Annotated in this window: 13 protein-coding genes, 1 tRNA gene and 2 pseudogenes; 10 read left to right on the top strand and 6 right to left on the bottom strand. The window is 71.4% G+C overall.

Annotated elements, in window-relative coordinates; all coding sequences use genetic code 11:
- Window positions 1-89 precede the first annotated feature (89 nt).
- Together ACFXB5_RS22960 and ACFXB5_RS22955 are read left to right on the top strand one after the other, a co-directional pair.
- A pseudogene (locus tag ACFXB5_RS22960) lies at window positions 90-1,178 on the top strand (polynucleotide kinase-phosphatase); the annotation flags it as partial.
- Between the two features lie 333 nt (window positions 1,179-1,511).
- Window positions 1,512-1,585 (top strand) — tRNA-Glu (locus ACFXB5_RS22955).
- A 1,571-nt stretch (window positions 1,586-3,156) separates the two neighbouring features.
- Here ACFXB5_RS22955 and ACFXB5_RS22950 read toward each other — a convergent pair.
- A complete protein-coding gene (locus ACFXB5_RS22950) occupies window positions 3,157-3,876 on the bottom strand; it encodes a 5-formyltetrahydrofolate cyclo-ligase (RefSeq protein WP_385210842.1) in 720 nt (239 codons plus the stop codon).
- 16 nt (window positions 3,877-3,892) lie between these two features.
- Window positions 3,893-5,209, bottom strand: coding sequence for a transcriptional regulator (locus tag ACFXB5_RS22945; protein WP_385210841.1), 1,317 nt, complete (start codon window positions 5,207-5,209; stop codon window positions 3,893-3,895).
- Between the two features lie 716 nt (window positions 5,210-5,925).
- Here ACFXB5_RS22945 and ACFXB5_RS22940 point away from each other — a divergent pair.
- Both ACFXB5_RS22940 and ACFXB5_RS22935 read left to right on the top strand, forming a co-directional pair.
- Window positions 5,926-6,165 carry a hypothetical protein gene (locus tag ACFXB5_RS22940; RefSeq protein WP_385210838.1) on the top strand — a complete coding sequence of 80 codons (240 nt, stop codon included), beginning with the start codon at window positions 5,926-5,928 and terminating at the stop codon, window positions 6,163-6,165.
- Window positions 6,162-6,611 carry a hypothetical protein gene (locus tag ACFXB5_RS22935; protein ID WP_385210836.1) on the top strand — a complete coding sequence of 150 codons (450 nt, stop codon included), beginning with the start codon at window positions 6,162-6,164 and terminating at the stop codon, window positions 6,609-6,611. Before ACFXB5_RS22940 ends, ACFXB5_RS22935 begins: the two co-directional genes overlap by 4 nt.
- 284 nt (window positions 6,612-6,895) lie before the next feature.
- On the opposite strand, the gene ACFXB5_RS22930 is transcribed toward ACFXB5_RS22935, so the two are convergent.
- The gene (locus ACFXB5_RS22930) at window positions 6,896-7,903 is read right to left on the bottom strand and encodes a GlxA family transcriptional regulator (RefSeq protein WP_385210833.1); all 1,008 of its coding nucleotides are present in this window, start codon (window positions 7,901-7,903) and stop codon (window positions 6,896-6,898) included.
- Between the two features lie 54 nt (window positions 7,904-7,957).
- Here ACFXB5_RS22930 and ACFXB5_RS22925 point away from each other — a divergent pair, with 54 nt between their 5' ends.
- The 6 genes from ACFXB5_RS22925 to argF all read left to right on the top strand — a co-directional run bounded on the left by ACFXB5_RS22925 (window position 7,958) and on the right by argF (window position 16,637).
- On the top strand, window positions 7,958-9,478 hold the full coding sequence (locus tag ACFXB5_RS22925) for an MFS transporter (protein ID WP_385210830.1): 1,521 nt from the start codon (window positions 7,958-7,960) through the stop codon (window positions 9,476-9,478).
- Between the two features lie 86 nt (window positions 9,479-9,564).
- On the top strand, window positions 9,565-10,284 hold the full coding sequence (locus ACFXB5_RS22920; protein WP_182471449.1) for a Crp/Fnr family transcriptional regulator: 720 nt from the start codon (window positions 9,565-9,567) through the stop codon (window positions 10,282-10,284).
- A gap of 296 nt (window positions 10,285-10,580) precedes the next feature.
- Window positions 10,581-12,653 (top strand): hypothetical protein, encoded by a 2,073-nt coding sequence (locus ACFXB5_RS22915; RefSeq protein WP_385210827.1) that lies wholly within the window; start codon window positions 10,581-10,583, stop codon window positions 12,651-12,653.
- 11 nt (window positions 12,654-12,664) lie between these two features.
- Window positions 12,665-13,501, top strand: coding sequence for a hypothetical protein (locus ACFXB5_RS22910; protein WP_385210824.1), 837 nt, complete (start codon window positions 12,665-12,667; stop codon window positions 13,499-13,501).
- Between the two features lie 719 nt (window positions 13,502-14,220).
- Window positions 14,221-15,450 (top strand): arginine deiminase, encoded by a 1,230-nt coding sequence (locus tag ACFXB5_RS22905; RefSeq protein WP_385210822.1) that lies wholly within the window; start codon window positions 14,221-14,223, stop codon window positions 15,448-15,450.
- Between the two features lie 182 nt (window positions 15,451-15,632).
- Window positions 15,633-16,637: an ornithine carbamoyltransferase gene (argF, locus tag ACFXB5_RS22900; RefSeq protein WP_385210819.1), complete on the top strand. Its 1,005-nt coding sequence runs from the start codon at window positions 15,633-15,635 to the stop codon at window positions 16,635-16,637.
- A 38-nt stretch (window positions 16,638-16,675) separates the two neighbouring features.
- Here argF and ACFXB5_RS22895 read toward each other — a convergent pair whose 3' ends face one another.
- From ACFXB5_RS22895 to ACFXB5_RS22885, 3 genes and pseudogenes are all read right to left on the bottom strand, one after another.
- A complete protein-coding gene (locus tag ACFXB5_RS22895; RefSeq protein ID WP_385210816.1) occupies window positions 16,676-17,110 on the bottom strand; it encodes an ATP-binding protein in 435 nt (144 codons plus the stop codon).
- Between the two features lie 254 nt (window positions 17,111-17,364).
- Window positions 17,365-18,287, bottom strand: a pseudogene (locus ACFXB5_RS22890) (sugar kinase).
- A gap of 326 nt (window positions 18,288-18,613) precedes the next feature.
- Window positions 18,614-19,495: an SMP-30/gluconolactonase/LRE family protein gene (locus tag ACFXB5_RS22885; RefSeq protein ID WP_385210814.1), complete on the bottom strand. Its 882-nt coding sequence runs from the start codon at window positions 19,493-19,495 to the stop codon at window positions 18,614-18,616.
- Window positions 19,496-19,584 lie beyond the last annotated feature (89 nt).

The following is a 19,584-nucleotide window of genomic DNA, read 5'->3' as shown; positions in this document are numbered from 1 at the left end:
GCAGCGTCATTTGTTTATAACTGACAGGCTATCCCCCCCCCACCCGGGCGCCGCCCCCCACCACCACGGAGGGGACCGGGGGGGGCGCCGCCGACGGCGGCTTCCTGGAGCACCCGGCGGAGGCGTTCGCCGCCTACCGCGCGGACGGGGTGCGCCAGGTGATCTGCGAGGAGAAGCACATGGGCTCGCGTGCGGTGGCGCTGGTGTGCCGTGACGCGGACATCGCGCGGGAGCGCTTCGGCACGCCGGACGACGTCTCCGGCTCGATCCACACCCGTACCGGACGGCCGTTCTTCGACGACGCCCAGCTCACGGAGACCGTGCTGCGCGGGCTGAGCGGCTGCCTCGACCGCGCCGGGCTGTGGCAGGAGCTGGACACCGACTGGCTGCTGCTGGACGCCGAGTTGATGCCGTGGTCGCTCAAGGCCGAGGGGCTGTTGCGCCACCAGTACGCGGCGGTGGGCGCCGCCTCGCGCGCCGTCTTCCCCGGCGTCCTCGCGGCGCTGGAGGGCGCGGAGTCGCGCGGTGTCGAGGTGTCCGCGCTGCTCGGCAAGCAGCGTGACCGGGCGTCGGACGCGGCCGCCTTCACCGCTGCCTACCGGCGCTACTGCTGGCCGGTCGACGGGCTGGACGGCATCCGGATGGCGCCGTTCCAGATCCTGGCCGTCCAGGGCCGCAACCTCGCCACCGCGCTTCCGCACGACCAGCAGCTCGCCCTGATCGACCGGATGATCGAGGCGGAGAAACCGGCTGCCGACGGCGCCCGGCTGCTGGCCCCCACCCGTCGGCTGATCATCGACACCGAGGATGAGACATCGGTCGCCGAAGGGGTGCGGTGGTGGCTGGACCTGACGGCCGAGGGCGGCGAGGGCATGGTGGTCAAGCCGCTCCAGGGCTTCGTCCGCAAGGGCGACGGCCGACTGGTCCAGCCGGGCGTGAAGTGCCGGGGCCGCGAGTATCTGCGCATCATCTACGGCCCGGAGTACACCCGCCCGGAGAACCTGGCCCGGCTGCGGGAGCGCCACCTGGGCCACAAGCGCTCACTCGCCCTGCGCGAGTATGCGCTCGGCCTGGAGGCGCTGGACCGACTGGCGGAGGGCGAGCCCCTGTGGCGCGTCCACGAGGCGGTCTTCGCGGTGCTCGCGCTGGAGTCGGAGCCGGTGGACCCACGGCTGTAGCGGCGACGGTCTGGGGGTGTTCGACGGATCGTGACGCCTGCGGCGGACTGCTCCCCTCCCCTCCCCGCTGCCACAGATGGGTAGTTCTGGAATGATCGACAGTGGAGGTATCGCAGCAGGTAGAGGCAGTCCGTGGATCTGGACATGAGTGCGTCGAAGATCGGTCCGTCCGCAGCTCGGTGTGTAGCTGGCGCGTCCGGAGGCGTTTGACGCGCTGGTGTGGTGGCGGTTCGACCGGGCCATCCGGTCTATTGAGGGCGGGTACCGCGCACCCTTCCACGTCGATCAGGCGGTCTGAGACCCCTTGCCCTCCCCCGTTCTGCGGCGGGGTTCGGTTCTGTGGCTCAGTGGCAGAGCGCCCCCGTCGTTCGAGCGGGAGGAGGCTGGTTCGAGTCCAGCCAGAACCACGAGGGAGGGCGGGGAAGGACCCGGACACCAAAGCCTGTGAATCCGAGGCAGTCAGGGACCGTCCTCTCCTCATGCGTCTATCGGTGGGTGAGCCATACGGTGAGTCCGCTGCCCACGGCTGTGGCAAGGGACGCCACGAGCCACCTAGGGATGCGCTGGATAGTCAAGTGCAGCCCTCCACAATGGAGTTCGACAGCGGGGCGAGGGGCAGTCATTGGTGTCATGCCCTGACGATGCACCGCGTCTCCGGCCACGATCAACTAGCTCCGGGGAAGTGTCCGCATCACGCGCAGAATTATCGGCATCGCACACTCGTCCAACACGCGGGCCGATTTGGGGAGACGGCTCCTGAACAGCAGAAACGTGCATTTCGACGTTGCGCTGAAACGACCGCACTCAGTCTCTGATGCCGAATCCAAGCGGACACCACAAATAGCGGCATCAGACTCTTGCAGGGGCTGCTCGGTAGGAGGTAAGCCCTCATGCCACGCCCCGCGCCTCAGCACCTGAGCGCCCCGAGATGGCTGCCCGTGGCGACCAAGAGCCCGGCGCTTGCGATGGGTGCCCCGTGCTGCGAGTCCGCTACCCATGGCAGTGGCGAGAGATGCCACAAGCCATCCGGGGACGCGTGAAACGGTCAAGTGCAGCCCGCCGCAACCAAGTTCGAAGGTGGGCGCTGATCATCTTTGGTTCGGGACATGCCCACCATCCAGCCGGTCCGGAGGTAATCCGCCATGCCGCGTGAGCCTTGCCCCCGGTGCAGTGTCCCGGGGTGACCCGAGCAGACCACGGGCGGATCCGTCCATAGATCGTGACCACCTACGCATGTGTGTAGGTGACTGGCCAGAGAACGCGCGGTTACCGCCCGGATTAAGACGCTGCCGCTCGTCTCCGGGCACGGATCCGTGAGGCAGGTTACGTGCGCACGGTGCGGCCGACCGTTTCCGTATAGCAGTTCAGATCGTGTACGGGTTCCAGGGGCACGGGGCGGAAGGTCGGAGGCCCCTATGGGCCATGACCACGGATTCCCCCACATGTTCGTTCATTTGCTTCATGTAGTTTTATGGCGTCGTGCCACTCGCTCTCGCTTATCGGTTCACTACTCGGGCGGACCCGCCATTCTTTCATAATTGGCCGCAACTCTTCCGCCTTGATGATGATGGAAGCGCACTTGTCGAGAATACTCGGGGGCCTTCAATCATCACTGGTATAACGGTCTTTTCAAGGGCGCTCATCAACTCGTCGATTTCTGTGAAGAGTTCGTTTAGCTGGTCCTCCGAAAGACTGCCTGGCCTCTCGTAGAGGGCGGAAATCATCCTAGAGAACCGATGATGTAGCGGCTTGGCAGCTTGGAGGAAGCTCAAGTAGGCATCACGGCGGGTCTGCCGTTTTTGTGCCGCCGTTGTAGCTCCGGCCGTAACGTAGGAGCCTGCCCCAGTCGCCACAGCGCCCACCAGTGCGCCCAGCGCAGCGGCTAACCCCTGATCCATGATTCCCCGTTCATATTGTCCCGCCGAGAGCCGATACCCCCATTCCCGCCCACCGTGGCAGGTGTGGGGGCTTTACTGTCTCACCGGTCATTCGGCTGGCGTTTTGCCAGCGCTGGAATTGCGGCGATGGACTCGGGGGCAAGATGTTCCCAGAAGATGCCGGGCGGACGTGGGTGGGGTGGACACTCGATAGTTTGGTCTGGTGTGACGATAAGGTCCACTCGAAAGTCGTGTTCGGACTCGGGTAGGACTTCCTCCACGACTTGGAGGGGGTGAACCGTAGTCGCAATAAGCGTGTGCGGGCCGATTAGGCCAGCCTCTTGCAATAGGGCTACTTCGATATCAGAGTAGCCGGCACCTTTCCCTAGTCGTACGCCCTGGGAGTTAACGGCAACACTTCCGCATACGATCATGTCAATGAGCGGCATTTCATTCACATCTACCGGCTGTGCGACTATTGCCGCTGTCCGCCGTTCGGCGGCTTCAACGGGCGGAATGCTCAGTCTTTCCGGGTCCAAGAGGTAAAACGGATTCTTGGTCGCCAGCTTCGGCGATGCCATATAAATCCGTTTACCCTGCTGGAGTGCCCGAGCCCGTACAGGCAATTGGGCTTTATCTGGAACCGCCTTGATGACGCTTGCAGTCTGCCACGCAAGATGTTCAGCGAGGCGGGCAGCGGCAGGGTCCGCACCGATGAAGGAAGGGATGCGGCCCGTCACGTCACCATGCGTGGGCTCCAGTAGAGTCCAGACCCGTTCGCGGACGGTTTGTTTGGCACGCTGAACTTGCGTCCTATTCATCGATGCCTCCTTCTGCTTATGTGGATGCAATGAGATTCAGAAGCCGGTCATTGAGTTCATGCACTACCGGTACGGCTCGCCAGGGTTGCAGTTCACGACCTGCCTGAAAGATGAGGTTCAGGCCGCCGCCACCACGGTTGCGTTCTACAACGTCAATCGCTTTGCCGAGTGTACCCGCAGCTTCGTCTACCTTCCGTTGTCGAATGTACGCAAGAGTTAGATTCCCCAGAGCGATAGCATGAGATTTTGACCCCTCCCGCAACTCTTTAGCTGTGCACTCTAGGACTGTCTGCGCGCGAGTGGTTTCATTTAAGAAAAGGAAGCATGACCCAGTCAATCGTCCGAACTGTCCAGGAGAGAACATCGACACGCCAGCATCGTTGGCGCTAACTTGACCGAAATGCCATTCGGCGTTTCTCAATGATTTTTCGCAGTCTCGGCGCTGCTGCAACATCGCGTAAGCCTCGGCCGCGTGTAGCACAGCAAGTCCCGCCAGAACATGGCTGGTATTCTCAACCGTGTCGGCGGAGCGCTCTGCAATTTCTAGACCGGCACGCGGGTTCTTCTCGCCATATAGGGCAACAAAAGAAGTGCGTAGTAAGGCCAGCCCCTCGGCAACGGGGTCGCGCAATTCGCGTGCCGACTCGGCAGCTTGAGCGAAGTAAGCGCGAGGGGTGTCGTGGTCGGTCCTACCCGAGGCATCCCATACCAATTGCCCCATTAGCGTGGAGGCTTCCGCCTGTGCGGCGTAGAGGTCTCGGCGAACGGCATGCGCGGTCGTGTGAGTATGCCAGTACGCGAGTTGCCCTAAATGCTGCCCGATTTCGGCGATTAGAGCCGTAGACGGCTCAGTGACATAGCGCGCGTCCAGGGTTTGCACTTGTTGCCGGAGTTCAGCCACCGTCAATAGGTCGAGGCTTCCGAGAGTCTCCCGCACGTGCTGAGTACGCGCTTTGGTATGGGAACCAGTCACAGCCTCGACAGTAGTGCCGGTGTTGACGGCTCCGTCAATATCATTTGGGAAACTCTCCCACGGCCGTTTCGGTAGACCGAGCATTTCGCCGGGAATGCCGAAGCCGTCGGAAATACGTTCGATCACTTGTTGGCCCCGTACACCACGGACACCCCGGATGATGTCGCTCACGCGGGAACTCGTCATCTTGCCGATGGCGGCGGCCATGGCTGCATGGCTAGAGCCCGTTCGCCTGTTGACGAGGCGGAAGATCTCCCGGAAGTCACGGGTGGCGCACGCCCGCTGCATGGCCTGGCTCCCGAGCAAAGCGTCAGGAATCGTCAGCGGATAGCCAGCGCGTTGCGTCTCGCGTTCGTCCATTGCCCACCTAGCAGGAACGGAGGTGATCTCCCCAGGGTAGTCCCAGGTGCCTCGCAATGGGGTTCCCCAAAATCGCTTGTGGGGTTCCCCGTTCGCGGTTCTCTCGGGGGTCGGCTGCCTCGAAGCTCGTGGGACACGCGCAGCGCGCCCAGCAGGGTGCCCCCGCGACGGGCGAACGTCCGGGGCGCGGGCCACCCGCGCGCCTGAGAGAGAGGACAGGCAGCCGTGCGCAAGAGTAGCCACGGTCACCCGAACGTGGGGACGCTGGTGAGAGATAGGGCCACCGACCGCCTGGGGGTTTACACAGGCCGGGGCGGACCATGCTTCATGCTCAGGCCCCAGCACGGGGGCAAGGAATGGCAGGCACGCCCGGAAGACCTTCGCCCGGCAGAGGTGAGCCGTGCCTGAGCGCGAAGTCTCCGAGCACCCCCGCACCGCTGACCTTGAACAGCTTCAAGCGGCGTACCTCATGCACCGGGCCGAGTGCCAGACGTGCACGCCGGACCAGTCGTGCGACATAGCGCGACGGCTGGAAGAGGCGCGACGTGCGGCAGGGGTGTCATGAGCGCGGACTGTGCGGAGTGCGCCCGCCTGGAGTGCCAGAAGGAGGCGGCGCGCGAGGCCGGAGGCCTGAGCAAGGTCACCGACTGTGCCGTCTTACTGAGGCGACACCTCGACCACAGCAACAGGGCCGCTCCCGCTGGAAGAGGGCGGACATGACCCGGGTCAGCTACCGGTTCCGTGAGTTCCAGCTCATCCCCGACACCGAGCCTGATGCCGAACCGCTCACGTTTGCCATGCAGTGTGCGGTGTGCGAGCAGACCGGGGAGCCCATCAACGACCAGGCCGCCGCGCACGCGTGGGCGATCGGCCACTTAAAAGCGAATCCGGAACACTTCACCTATCGGGAGATCGTCACCCGCCCTTGCCGGTTCGTGCCGGGAGCGTGGCAGTGACGCGAACCATCCTGAAAGGCTCGGACCTGGTGCTCAGCTCCGAACGCGCGCAGGGAGCGCCGGATGGGATCTATCTGGCCGAGTGCATGACGTGCCCCGCCACGTCGGGGCGGGTGGACAGTGATCCCGGTCCCGCCGCGCGCTGGGCCATCCTCCACGCCCAGCAACGAGGGCTGGCTCATGGTCAGTTCCTTGTGACGGTTGAGCGTCACTGGCGCGTGGACCCCATACGGTCCCAGGACGGACACGCCACGGCCACATTGCCCTTGGCCCGCAGCGCCAGCCAGGCGCCCGCCACCCACCGCGCCCCCGGACGCTGGGGCACCTGCTGGCGTCGCACCGTGGGGTGGCTGGGGCGATTCGCCGGGCCGCTGGTCCTGACCACGTTCATCGTGGCCGCCGCACTCGGCGGCTACCTCATCGGGGCCGGCCAGGACACCGGCTGACCGGCTGATGACGCCCGCACGGCCGGGGACGCTCCCCCGTAGCCTCCGGCCGCGCGGGATAGGTGGCGCTCCCGACCGGACAACCCCCGAGCTCGATGGGCAGACGTGCCCACGCTGAGCGGACGCGCTTGAGGCTCCCGCCCCGGTCTGCCCCTTCACAGGAGTGCCGCGCACCGCGCGGTGAGAGCGTCACCATCCAGCCCCGTCCCCGACTGATCACGATCGGGGGCGAGAAGGGGGAAGATCCGCCGGACACCTCGGGGCCTGGGCCTAGGCCACCGGGCTCAGACGGCCGAGGGCGTCCGCTCCTCCCGGGTGCGGAAGGCGCGGCGGTAGTCGTGTGGGGGCACCCCGACCGATCGGGTGAAGTGGCGGCGCAGGTTGGCCGCCGTGCCCAGCCCGCACAGCTCCGCGATCCGGTCCACCGGCAGGTCGCCGCCCTCCAGCAGCTCCCGGGCGCGCGCGAGCCGCTGGCCCTGGAGCCAGCGCAGCGGCGTCGTGCCCGTGGCGGCGTGGAAACGGCGGGCCAGAGTGCGGGGGCTGGTGTGGGCGCGGCGGGCGAGGTCGGCCACGGTCAGCGGCTCGTGCAGCCGCTCGGCGGCCCAGTGCAGCAGCGGGGCGAGCGAGTCGTCGGTGCGCTCCGGCAGCGGCGCCTCGATGTACTGGGCCTGGCCGCCCGGCCGGTGGGCGGGCGCGACGAGCTGCCGGGCCAGGGTGTTCGCCGCCTCGGTGCCGTAGTCCTCGCGCACCAGATGCAGACAGACGTCGATGCACGCCGTGGACCCCGCCCCCGTCAGCACATCCCCGTGGTCGACGTAGAGCACGGACGGATCGAGCCGTACGGCCGGATAGCGCTCGGCGAACAGCGCCGCGTACATCCAGTGGGTGGCCGCCGTACGGCCGTCGAGCAGTCCGGTCGCGGCGAGGGTGAACGCGCCCGAGCACAGCGACACGATGCGGGCACCGCGCCCATGGGCCTCGCGCAGCGCGTCGATCAGCTCCTGGGGCGGATCGCCGCGCACATCGGCCGAGGCCGGGACGATCACGGTGTCCGCCGCGATCAGCTCCTCGGTGCCGTACGGGGTGTGGGCGGCGAACCACGAGCGGGCGGCGACCGGTGCACCGCCCCCCTCACCGCCCGGCCCGATCGCACAGACCCGCAGCTCGTACCAGGGGTCGGGGAGGCCGGGGCGATCGGAGCCGAAGACATGGCAGGGCACCGCCAGATCGAAGATCGGCATGCCCGGGGTGACGGCGAGGGCTATGGACCGCATGGCAGGAATGTAGCGCATGATGTCACTCCTGCCACTCGTTCCGCCAGGCCCCGGGGCCGATGCTGGACGGGCATGACGACCCCTTCCTCGAAGGCCCAGGGGAGCGGTGTGCCCGCCACCGCCCCCGACGCGGCCACCACCCCCGACGCACCCGGCACGGCCCCCGGCCGCCGCCGCTGGCTGATCCTCGCCGTCGCGTCGGCGGCCCAGTTCCTCGCCGTGCTCGACATGATCGCGGTCAATATCGCCTTCCCCGCGATCGGCGCGGACTTCCGTTCGGCGTCCACCGCCGAGCTGTCCTGGGTGCTCAACGCCTACACCATCGTGCTCGCGGCGCTGCTGGTCCCGGCCGGGCGGCTGGCCGACGCGATCGGCGGGCGGCGCTCGTTCCTGACCGGCATCGCGCTGTTCGGGCTCGCCTCCCTCGCCTGCGGGGCCGCCCCCGGGCTCGGCTCGCTGATCGCGGCGCGCGTGGTGCAGGGCGTGGCGGCGGCCGTCCTGGTGCCCACCTCCCTCTCGCTCGCCCTGCCCGCCTTCCCGCCGCGCGAACGGGCCACGGCGGTCGGCGTCTGGACGGCGGTGAGCGCGGTCGCGGCGAGTTCGGGGCCGGTGGCGGGCGGTCTGCTGGCCGCCTCCGACTGGCGCTGGATCTTCCTCATCAACCCGCCCGTGGTGCTGGTGGCCTGGGCGGCCGGGCTGCGGCTGCTGCCGCGCACCGGGCCCGTTCGCGGTGCGCGCCGCCGCCTCGATCCGCTGGGCACGCTGCTCGTCCTCCTCGGCACCGGATCCCTCACCACCGCCTGCGTCGAGGCCGCCGACTGGGGCTACGGCGCCCCGGCCACCCTCGGCTTCCTCGCCGCGGGCCTGGCCCTGGGCGCGCTGGCCGTGGCGCACGTACACCGCCACCCGGATCCGGTGGTGGACCCGGCGCTGTTCCGGACCCGTGCCTTCACCGCCGCCACGCTCGGTCTGCTCAGCTACTTCCTCGCCTACGCCGCCTCGATCCTCGCCGCGACCCTGCTGTTCACCGGGGTGTGGGGCTGGTCCTCGGCCGATGCGGGCCTCGCCGTCACGCCCTGGCCGCTCACCGTCCTGGTGGTGTCGATGCTGTCGGGGCGGATCGTACGGGCGCTGGGGGAGCGGACCACGGCGATCGTCGGCGGGCTGTGCTTCGCCGCGGGGCCGATGTGGTGGCTGCTCCTCGCGGGCGGCGACGGTGCGCACTACGCCGTGGAGTTCATGCCCGGCCTGGTGCTCACCGGGCTCGGCGCGGGGCTCTACCAGCCGGTGATGTTCGCGGCCGCCGGACTGCTTCCGGCCCGTCAGCTCTCCCTCGGCTCGGGGGTGCTGATGATGTCCCGGCAGGGCGGCTCGGCCCTGGGTGTCGCGGCGCTGGTCGTGATCAGCGGCGGCGCCGCGCGGCCGGGTCTTGACGCGCTGCGCGCCGGGTGGGTCTTCACGGCGGTGACCGCCGCACTCGCGGCCGTCGCGGGCGCCGCCTTGCGCACACGCGTTCGCACCGATCCCGGGGAGAAGCCCACCGACCCCGGTGAGAGCCGTGGATCCGGCACGGACCCGATACGGCACCATTGACGTGCCCGTGCCACCTGCCTAGCGTGCTGAGCGGCCCCTGGGTTCTCCGCAGGCAATGACGACGACGAGCTGAGCGGGGAGGGCGGATGAGCCTCTTCGAGGACGGACGGCCCTTCCTGCACGCGCTCCCCGCCGAGGACCGCCGCGCGCTGCTCGCCCTCGGCACCCCCCGCGCCTACGCCCCCGGCGAGGTCGTGCTGCGCGAGCACGACCGTACGACCTTCGTCGTGGCGATCACCTCCGGCTGGGCCACCGTCTCGGTGGAGACCGAGCGCGGGGTGCGGCTGATCCTGGCGCTGCGCGGGGCGGGCGAGGTCGTCGGCGACCAGGCCGCGGTGGACCACGGCTCGCGCAGCGCCACCGTCACCGCGCTCGGCCGGATGGAGGCGGTAGTGGTCTCCGGCGACCGGTTCCGGGCGTATCTGGCCGCGCGTCCCGTCGCGACCGTACTGATCATGCGTCAGTTCAGCTCCCGGCTGCGCAGCTCCGACGGGGAGCGGCGGTCACTCGCCTCCGAGAAGGTGCTGCAGCGGCTGGCGGCCCGGCTCGTGGAACTCGCCGAGCGCACCGGCCACTCCGGCGCCGACGGCACCATCACCATCGATCTCCAGATGCCCCAGCACGACATCGCGGCCGCCGTGGGCTCCACCCGGGAGGCGGTCGCCAAGGCGCTGCGGCTGCTGCGCGGCCAGGGTGTGGTCCGGACCGCCTCGCGCCGCTTCGAGGTGATGGACATCGGACTGCTGCGGCTGCTGGCCGAGGGCCGGGCGACGGGGGAGCAGATCCCGGCGCGCCCCCGCGACTGAGCGCGGGCGCGCACTCCCCGGCGTTTTGACGCGACTGTGTAAACGGCTACAGCCGTCCCGCCGTTCCCCGGCGACCCTGGAGTTGGCACAGGGCGCGGGACCGTGAGCGACGGGGGTGCGCACGGCCCGGCCGCTGTCCGGTGATGGTCTGCCGGACAAGGCCCGAGCGCCCCGCACCGGAGAAGGGCGGCGGGGTGGGCAGGGGGACGAGCCCCGCCGCCCGCTTCCGGCAATCACCGGCACCCCGTCACCACCACATCGCGGGACGGGGGCCACGGCATGAAGGACGGCGGGCGATGAGCGCACCGGAAGACGTCAGCGCACCGGAAGAGGTGAACGCCCCGGCACAGTCTCGGGGACGCCGGCTGGAGATCCCCCAGGGCGGCCCCCTGGACGGGGCGGGCCAGCCGGGCGGCGCCCGTACGGCGCGCGAGGCCCGCGCCCATCTGCATATCGCCTACGGCCCGGCCCGGCTGTGCGCCGACCCGGCGCCGTACCCGCTGCCCGAAGGGCCGGTGCCGCGCGAGGAGCTGGCCCGGCTGCGCCGGCTCCACCGGGCCGTCCCCGGCCATGCCGCGATGCGCGACCATCTGCGCCGCACCCACCTGGTGGCGCTGTGCGGCGAACCCGGCACCGGCCGCGCCTGGACCGGGCTCGCCCTCCTCGCCGAACTGGCCGAGCTGACCGGCGGCGGGGTCTCCCGGCTCGGATACGCCGGCCCGGACGGGGCGTCCGGCGTGGAGAAGACCGAGCGCGGCCATGGCTATCTCCTCGAACTCCCCGCCGACCAGGCCGATGTGACGGCCGAACCCCTGCTGGACCGGCTGCGCGCCCACTTCGCCGAGCACGAGGCGTTCTGCGTGGTGCTGGTCGCGGGCGGCCCGGCCGCCGACCGGCTGCTGCGCGGCCGCCGCCACGCCGTGGCGTACCGGCCCCCGGCCGCCGCCGACGTCCTCGACCGCCACCTCACCGAGCTGCTCGCCGACCGCCCCACCGGACTGCTGGAGACGGCGCGGGCCACCGCCCGGCGCCCCGAGGTGGCCGAGGCGCTCGGTCTGGACGAGCCACGGCCCGGCGAGGCCGCCCGGCTGGCCGGGCAGCTGGCCGCGCACGCCGAGGGCCGGCTGTCCGACGAGCGGCTGCTGGAGCACTGCCGGTCGTTCGCCCCGCACCAGGCCCGGGACTGGTTCCTGGAGGCCGGGCACCCCGGCACCCTGCCCGCCGGGCTGCCCGCGCTGCGCGCCGCCGCGCTGCGGATCGCGCTCGCCGTCTTCGACGGCTCGGCCCACAGCGTCATGGCGGAGGCCGCCGAGCTGCTGGCCTGGGAACTGGCCGTCACGCTCGATCCGCAGTACGCGCCCGGCCGCCCGCTGTTCTCCGCCCGCCCCGGGGCCTGGCTCGCCACGGCGCGCGCGGTCCACGGCGAGGGGGTGGAGGACCTCGGGGACGCCTCGGTGCCCGTGCGCGCGGTGTGGTTCGAGGGGCGGCGGCTGGCGCCCGCCGTGCTCCACGAGGCCTGGGACGCCCACCACAACCTCCGCGGCCCGATGGCCCGTTGGCTGCGCGCGCTCTGCGACGACCCGCGCCCCCAGGTGTGGGTGCGCGCGGCGGTCGCCGCGGGCGTGCTGTGCGCCCGCGACTACCTCTACGGCCTGGTCGAGCTGGCGCTGCCGCTGGCCCGCACCGACAGCCCGGTGCAGCGGATGGCGGCGGCCACCGCGCTCGCCGAGGCGTCCCGCGCCCCGGAGGTGCGCCCCGCCGTGAACGGGCTGCTGCACGCATGGGCGCGCGGTGACGACGAACGGGAGCGCGAGACCGCCGCGCTCGCCCACGGCTACGGCCTGGCGGCGGGCTCGGTCGCGGCGTCCCTCGAGGAACTCGGCCGGCTCGCCCGCGCCGACGACGGCCGCACCACCTCCCACAGCGTGGTGCGGCTGCTGGCCGGGGCCGAGCCGGAGACCGTACTGGCCGCGCTCACCCACTGGCTGCGCGACACCCGGCGGGCCCGCCGGGACCTGGCGCTGCTCGCGACGCTGCGCGCGGTCACCACCCGCACCTCGCATCTGTGGGGGCTGGGCGAGGTGCCCGAGCTGGAGCCGTACGCCGCCTGGCCGCTCGCCACGGCGCTGCTCGCGGCCCATCCGGAGTGCGGGTCACGGCTGGCCGAACTGCTGCGGGCCGCGCTGACCTGGGCCAGATCGGCCGGGGCGGCCGAGGACGCGCTGGTCGGCTGGATCCGGCGGGCGGCGGGGGACGAACGGCAGCTGGCCGTGTTGTGCGACTTCCTGCCCCGGCTGGCGCAGGACGGCGACGAGCCGCTCGACGCCGGGGCGGCCACGCGGATACGGGAGGTGCTGGAGGCACTGTGAGGAGAACGTCGATGGTGAAAGAGACAGAGGACCCGACAGGTACGGAGACCACCCAGGAGCAGGAGACCACCCAGGAGACCACCCACGAGACCACTCACGGGAGCACCCACGACCACGCCCACGAGGGGCCGGCGAGCGCGGGGGCGCGCCGGATCTCGGTCACCGGGGCGCGGATGCTGCGCGAGGCGCTGCGCCACGGCGGGGACGCCCTGCCCGCGGCGCTGCGGGAGGCCGACGACGGCCTGCTGCTGAGCGCGCTCGACGAGGGACTGCCCGCCGAGCGGGCCACCCGCGTCGTGGTCGAGCTGGTGCGCCGCGCACCCGAGCGCGGCCCGGAGCTGGCGGACGCGGTCTGCGAGAAGGTGCTGCTCGCCCAGCTCTACCTCGCCCCGCCGCACCGCGCCCCGGGCGGCGCGGGCGCACCGGCCCCGGACCCCGACCGCAGGCTGCGGGTGCGCAACGCGCTGATGCTGTACGAGGGGCTGGTCCGCCCGTACGCGCGGCGCGGCGCGGTGCCGGAGCTGATGGCCTGCGTCCTGCCCGGCCTGTGGACGGCCGGGGACGGCGCGGGCCGCGAGGTGGTGCGCCGGATCGTCGGCACCCGGCAGAGCACGGGGTTCGGCGAGAAGGGCTGGAAGGCGCTGCTCGGCGGCGTGGCCGAGGAGTCCCGGGAACACCAGGAGGCGGCGGTCCGCGCCGCCCGGCGCGCGACACGGCAGCGTTGGCGGCGCGGCGGCGCCGAGGACGGCAGCCGCATCGATCTGAAGCCCGGCCAGCTGTGGGTCTCCGCCCTGCTGGGGTTCATCGCGGTGGCGCTGGTGCTGATCGTGGTGCTCGCGGCGGGCTGAGCGCTCCGCGGGAAGTGGCGCGAGGTGCGGTCGTTCATCCGCGGCCGCGTCGTGGCTGGTCCCACGCGGCGGAGCCGCATATCGACACAGCCGCGGCGGAGCCGCACCTCGACACAGCCCCGCGCCCCTCCGGGCCGCAACCGAACCGCACCGGACTCCAGTGAGGCCGCTCAGCCGCCCGGCGCGGTCCCGGCCCCGGCCTCCGCCCCTGCCGGGGCCGACCCGGGCTCCGCCCTCGCCGGGATCGACCTGGGTCCTGCCTCTCGCCGGGATCGGCCGGGGTCCTGCCCCTCGCGGGGGCCGGCCGGGGTCCTGCCCCTCGCCGGGATCGGCCGGGGTCCTGCCTCTCGCCGGGATCGGCCGGGGTCCTGCCCCTCGCCGGGATCGACCCGGGTCCTGCCCCTCGCCGGGGGCCGACCCGGGTCCTGCCCCCCGCCGGGATCGACCCGGGCTCCGCCCCCCGCCGGGGCCGACCCGGGCCCCACTCCCGCCGGGGCCGACACGGGCCTCACCCCCGCCGGGTTGGCCGATGGGCAGCTTTCGCGGGACCAACGGGGACCGACCGGTGCCCGCTCACCGCTCGTGGCGGACCGCGGTGGCGTTTCCCGCGCGGCGAGCGCGTTTCCCCGCCACTCCGCCGAAAGGCGGTCCGTGTGAGAGATCGAGAGATCCGTGTCGTGGAGCGTTCACAACGGGCCGCGAGCGGCGAAGATGGGGTCATGGGATTCCATGTCGACTCCGAGGCCGGGCGGCTGCGCCGCGTCATACTGCACCGCCCCGACCTGGAGCTCAAGCGGCTCACGCCCACCAACAAGGACGCCCTGCTCTTCGACGACGTCCTGTGGGTGCGCCGTGCCCGCCAGGAGCACGACGGCTTCGCCGATGTGCTGCGGGACCGCGGGGTCGAGGTGCATCTCTTCGGGGATCTGCTCGCCGAGAGCCTGACCCTGCCGGACGCGCGGGCGCTGGTGCTGGACCGGGTCTTCGACGAGAAGGAGTACGGGCCGCTGGCCACCGATCATCTGCGCGCCGCCTTCGACGAGCTGACCGCTCCGGAGCTGACCGAGGCGCTGATCGGCGGGATGACCAAGCGGGAGTATCTGGAGCGGTACCCGGAGCCGATCTCCGTCCGCTTCCACGCCATGGAACCCGATGACTTCCTGGTCAATCCGCTGCCGAACCACCTCTTCACCCGGGACGCCTCGGCGTGGGTGTACGACGGGGTGTCGATCAACGCGATGCGCTGGCCCGCCCGCTGGCACGAGACGGTGCACTACGAGGCCGTCTACCGCCATCACCCGCTCTTCGCGAAGGAGGACTTCCACGTCTGGTCGGAGGGCCAGGCCGCGTACCCCTCCACCATCGAGGGCGGCGATGTGCTGGTGCTCGGCAAGGGCGCGGTGCTGATCGGGATGAGTGAGCGGACCACCCCGCAGGCGGTGGAGATGATCGCCCACCGGCTCTTCGAGGCCGGTTCGGCCCGGACGATCGTGGCGCTCGACATGCCCAAGGGGCGGGCGTTCATGCATCTGGACACCGTGATGACCATGGTGGACGGGGACACCTTCACCCAGTACGCGGGGTTGGGGATGCTCCGCTCGTACACCATCGAGCCGGGCGCGGGCAGCCGGGAACTCAAGGTCACCGACCATCCGCCGGAGCATATGCACCGCGCGATAGCCGCGGCCCTCGGCCTGGACTCCATCCGCGTGCTCACCGCGACCCAGGACGTCCACGCGGCCGAGCGCGAGCAGTGGGACGACGGCTGCAATGTGCTCGCGGTCGAGCCGGGCGTGGTGGTCGCCTACGAGCGGAACGCGACGACCAACACCTTCCTGCGCAAGTGCGGGATCGAGGTCATCGACATCCCGGGCAGCGAGCTGGGCCGGGGCCGGGGCGGGCCTCGGTGCATGAGCTGTCCGGTCGAGCGGGATCCGGTGGAGCCGTAGGGCCGAAGTTCCGCCCTCGAGCCGTAGGGCCAGAGTTCACCTTCGAGCCGTAGGGTCAGGATTCACCCACCCGTCTCCGTATATATGCAGAGCATCGTATATGCTTCCATGGTTCCGGGCCGCGGCACCCCGCCGTAGCCGCTGATCCGCCACGTGTTCGCCGTGACCTAGGAGCCACCCTTATGGCGATTGACCTCACCGGCCGCCACTTCCTCAAGGAGCTGGACTTCACCGCCGACGAGTTCCGCCGCCTGATCGATCTGGCCGCCGAGCTGAAGGCGGCCAAGCGCGCGGGGACCGAGGAGCGACGGCTGCGGGGCCGGAACATCGCCCTGATCTTCGAGAAGACCTCCACCCGCACCCGCTGTGCCTTCGAGGTCGCGGCCGCCGACCAGGGCGCCTCGACGACCTATCTCGATCCGGTCGGCTCCCAGATCGGCCACAAGGAGTCGGTGCGGGACACCGCGCGGGTGCTCGGCCGGATGTACGACGGGATCGAGTACCGGGGTCATGGCCAGGGCGTCGTCGAGGAGCTCGCCGCCCACGCCGGGGTGCCCGTCTACAACGGCCTCACCGACGAGTGGCACCCCACCCAGATGCTCGCCGATGTGCTGACCATGACCGAGCACAGCGACAAGCCGCTGGATCAGGTCGCCTACGCCTACCTCGGCGACGCCCGCTACAACATGGGCAACTCCTACCTCGTCACCGGCGCCCTGCTGGGCATGGATGTCCGCATCGTGGCGCCCAGCCTGCTGTGGCCCGACAACACCATCGTGGAGCTGGCGCGGCAGCTCGCCACCGTCTCCGGCGCCCGGATCTCGCTCACCGAGAGCGTCGAGGAGGGTGTGCGCGGCGCGGACTTCGTCGCCACCGATGTGTGGGTGTCCATGGGCGAGCCCAAGGAGGTCTGGGACGAGCGCATAGCGCTGCTCGGGCCGTACGCGGTGACGATGGACGTGCTGCGCGCCACGGGCAACGACGCGGTGAAGTTCCTGCACTGCCTGCCGGCCTTCCACGACCTGGGCACCGACGTCGGCCGGGAGATCCACGAGCGGCACGGGCTGACCGAGCTCGAGGTCACCGACGAGGTCTTCGAGTCCGAGCACTCCGTCGTCTTCGACGAGGCGGAGAACCGGATGCACACGATCAAGGCGGTGCTGGTCGCGACGCTCGGCGCCCGGTAGCGCTCGACGGGCGGCCCTCGGCCGTCGACGGGCGGCCCTCAGCCCTCCGTGGGCGGGAGGACGAACCAGACGGCCTTGCCGTAGGGAGTCGGCCGGTAGCCCGCGTCGGCGCTGAGGGTCCGGATCAGCAGCAGACCGCGTCCGCCCTCGGCGAGGCCATCGGGTCTCCTGGGCTCCTCGGGGCGCCCCAGCGAGTCCAGCCCGCCGGGCGGATTCGGATCCTGGTCGTGCACCTCGACCTGCCAGCCCCCGGTCGGCACCAGCTCCACCACCAGCTCTATCGGCTCGTCGCCGGTCGTGTGCCGCACCGCGTTGGCCACCAGCTCGGCCGTCAGCAGCTCCGCCGTGTCGCCGTCCACGGGCGCCCCGATGTCGGCCAGGGTGTTCCGGATCAGCGCACGCGCCAGCGGTACGGCGGCCGTCGTGTGCGGCAGGGCGAAGCGCCAGGTGGCGGCGTGGGCGGGATCGGGCACGGAAGGCGTCCAGTCGGTCGGCGTGAGGTGGAGTACCGCAGCCCTTGACGGTATGAAGCGGACGATAGTTCCGGAAGGGGCTGTGGGCCACTCTTGGCGGGACCTAGGGACCGAAAGGCGCATTCACGCCATACGAGGCAAATGGGTGGCATCGGTTGTCCGGCGGGAGGCTCCACGCGCGGCGCGTGACGGCTTCGGCGGCGGCTCCACCGGTGGCTTCGGTGACGGCTTCAGCGACGACTCCGGTGCGGGCTTCAGGCGCGCGCCGCCCAGGCCCGTTCGGTGAGCCCGAGCAGCCGCTCGACCGTGGTGGCGTCCGGCAGCGGGCCGTGATCCCCGGTCACCCTGAGCGCGGACGCGGCCGTGATGTGGCCGAGCCGCAGTGCCGAGGTCAGGGCCCCGCCGCGGAGCAGCCCCGCCAGGAAACCGGCGGCGAAGGCGTCCCCCGCGCCGACCGGCTCCACCACCTCCGTACGCGGAACCGGCACGGTGACCTCCGGCCCGTCGCCGAAGGCGGTCGCCTCCCGCCCACCGTCCTTGACGACGAGCAGGCGCGGACGCGGCAGCAGTTCGCGTACGCCGCCCGGGTCGAGGTCCGCGCCCCACAGGTGCTGCGCCTCGTCGAGGCCGACGAAGACGATGTCGGCGCGGTCGGCCAAGTCGCGCAGGACCGTGGCGGCCGTGTCGTCCGGCCACAGCGCGGGGCGGTGGTTGACGTCGAAGCTGATGGCGTGGGCGCGGTCGGCCGGAGGGGTCGCGAGCGCCCGCTCCACCAGGGCGCCGCAGGACGGGGAGAGCGCGGGGGTCACGCCCGTGAGGTGCACGAGCGCCGCCGACCCGAGCCGCGGATCGTCCAGGAGTTCGGGGCCCAGCGCCGAGGTCGCGGAACCGCGCCGGTAGTAGTGGACGCGGGTGCCCGTGGGGCCCGGTCCTTCACCAGCAGGCCCGTCGGCCGGTGCGGGTCAGACCGTACGCCCGAGACGTCGACGTTCGCCGAGGCGACGGCGGCGCGCACCCGTCGGCCGAACGGGTCGTCGCCGAGGGCCGAGAGCCATACGGCGGAAACGCCCAGGTCCGCGAGGTACATCGCCACATTGGACTCCGCGCCCGCCACGGAGAGCCGCAGGCTCTCACCGGTGTCCAGGGACGCGGGCGGTTCGGGGGCGAGCGCGGCCATCGTCTCGCCGACGCAGACCACGGTGCCGCCGGCGGGAGGCCAGGACGCGGCGGCCCGCGATGCATCGCCGCCGACGCCCGGCGGGCCACCGACCGGGTCACGGCCGTCCACCGGCCGTGACGTGGCCGCACGTGTCTCTCCATCGCCACGCCGTGACGTGGCCGCATGTGCCGCTCCATCCCCACCGGCCGCCGCACCCGGCGCGGTCGGACGTGCCGTCCCATCGCCCGGCGGTGACGTGGCGGCGCGCGTCGTCGTGTCGCCACCGGCCACCGCGTCCGGCGCGGCCGCACGCGCTCCCGTATCGCCCGCGGCACGCGACGCGCTCACACCGGGCCCCCGATCGTCCCGGCCGCCGGGCGGTACTCGCACGCCGGTGGTCCCGGCACTCCCACCCGGACCGAGAACAGGGCGCCGTCGTACGGGCCCGGTGCCGCGAGGCCCACCGTGGCCGTCGTGATGTGCAGGACGTCGCCCTGGAGACACACCCCGGCGGGCTGGCTCGCGGGCAGCCGCACGGTGCGTTCCAACGTGCCGTCCGGCAGATGACGGCGTACCGTCCCCGTCCCCCAGACCGCCGTCCACACCGCGCCCTCGTCGTCCACGGCCATCCCGTCCGGGCTGCCGTCGTCGACCGTGAGATACGTCGTCGGCGGGCCGAGCGTGCCCGTCGCCGGGTCGATCGGGTAACGGCGGACGACACCGCGGGCGCTGTCGGCCAGATACATGGTGCGTCCGTCGGCGGTGAACGCGGGCCCGTTCGGAATGGTGATGTCCGCCAGCACCCGCACCACCGTGCCGTCGTGGTCCACCCGGTACAGCGAGCCCGCGTCCTCGTCGGCGTCGTAGGCCATGCTGCCCGCCCAGAACCTGCCGGACGGGTCGGCGGTGCCGTCGTTCATGCGCCGGGCGGGGCGGGCATCCGCCTCGGGCCGCGCCAGCCAGGTGGTGGCGGAGCCGGGGCCGAGCAGGCAGATCCCGGTGCCCGCGGCGGCGATCCAGGTGCCGGGCCGGCCCGCCACGGGTGCCACCGCGCCGAGCGGGACGGGCAGCTCGGCCAGCGTCTCCAGGGGCGCGGTGGGCTCCTGGGGGGCCGTCAGCAGGCGGCCCTCGAGGATGTCGACGAGTACGAGGGCGTCGCCGGTCCAGCGGATGCCCTCGCCCAGGCCGAGGCGGTCGGGGCGGGTGGGACGCGGGTCCTCGGTCACCGGGTGGCCTCCCGGACGGCGGTGCGGAAGGCGCGGGCGCGGGCGCGCAGGGCGTCCTGGCTGCCGCCGTCGGCGGCGTCGCCGACGAG

The sequence above is a fragment of the Streptomyces sp. NPDC059455 genome (assembly GCF_042750115.1).
Lineage (GTDB): Bacteria > Actinomycetota > Actinomycetes > Streptomycetales > Streptomycetaceae > Streptomyces > Streptomyces endocoffeicus.
Note: the sequence above shows the minus strand (reverse complement) of the source record. Positions and strands in the feature narration are given on the sequence as shown.

What these genes read in the sequence shown, in the direction of transcription:
- ACFXB5_RS22950 (WP_385210842.1), bottom strand. Translation starts at nt 3,876, where the DNA reads ATGAATAGGACGCAAGTTCAGCGTGCCAAACAAACCGTCCGCGAACGG.
- ACFXB5_RS22945 (WP_385210841.1), bottom strand. Translation starts at nt 5,209, where the DNA reads ATGGACGAACGCGAGACGCAACGCGCTGGCTATCCGCTGACGATTCCT.
- ACFXB5_RS22940 (WP_385210838.1), top strand. Translation starts at nt 5,926, where the DNA reads ATGACCCGGGTCAGCTACCGGTTCCGTGAGTTCCAGCTCATCCCCGAC.
- ACFXB5_RS22930 (WP_385210833.1), bottom strand. Translation starts at nt 7,903, where the DNA reads ATGCGCTACATTCCTGCCATGCGGTCCATAGCCCTCGCCGTCACCCCG.
- ACFXB5_RS22925 (WP_385210830.1), top strand. Translation starts at nt 7,958, where the DNA reads ATGACGACCCCTTCCTCGAAGGCCCAGGGGAGCGGTGTGCCCGCCACC.
- ACFXB5_RS22920 (WP_182471449.1), top strand. Translation starts at nt 9,565, where the DNA reads ATGAGCCTCTTCGAGGACGGACGGCCCTTCCTGCACGCGCTCCCCGCC.
- ACFXB5_RS22915 (WP_385210827.1), top strand. Translation starts at nt 10,581, where the DNA reads ATGAGCGCACCGGAAGACGTCAGCGCACCGGAAGAGGTGAACGCCCCG.
- ACFXB5_RS22910 (WP_385210824.1), top strand. Translation starts at nt 12,665, where the DNA reads ATGGTGAAAGAGACAGAGGACCCGACAGGTACGGAGACCACCCAGGAG.
- ACFXB5_RS22905 (WP_385210822.1), top strand. Translation starts at nt 14,221, where the DNA reads ATGGGATTCCATGTCGACTCCGAGGCCGGGCGGCTGCGCCGCGTCATA.
- argF (WP_385210819.1), top strand. Translation starts at nt 15,633, where the DNA reads ATGGCGATTGACCTCACCGGCCGCCACTTCCTCAAGGAGCTGGACTTC.